Here is a 341-nt window from a genome sequence, read left to right as displayed (position 1 = left end):
ACAGGAGAAATAGGCTTAAAAAGAGTAATACATGTATACAAAAATGAAACAAAGGATGTTATACTAGTAAGAGCAGGAAAAGAAGAAATAGAGACAACAGCCCTGCACAGGTTCTACATAATAGGTGAAGGCTTTAAGATAGCAGCAGATTTAAAACTTGGAGATAAAATAAAGACAGCCACTGGAGCTTATGAAGAAGTAAAAGGAATAAGTGTATGGCATGTAGAAGCTGGGGAAAGAATATATAACTTGAATGTAGAAGACTACCATACATATTATGTTGGTGAGGGAGAATTACTAGTACATAATAATTGTAATGAGGATGAGGCAAATCAAGTATT

General features: G+C 34.0%; 1 protein-coding gene. It reads left to right on the top strand.

From position 1 onward, the window contains the following. The coding region (locus tag ACJDT4_RS23370; protein ID WP_406790026.1) for a polymorphic toxin-type HINT domain-containing protein at positions 1-341 on the top strand (341 nt) is incomplete at both ends.

It is taken from the genome of Clostridium neuense (genome assembly GCF_045310695.1).
In the GTDB taxonomy this organism is placed as follows: domain Bacteria; phylum Bacillota; class Clostridia; order Clostridiales; family Clostridiaceae; genus Clostridium_S; species Clostridium_S neuense.
Note: the sequence above shows the minus strand (reverse complement) of the source record. Positions and strands in the feature narration are given on the sequence as shown.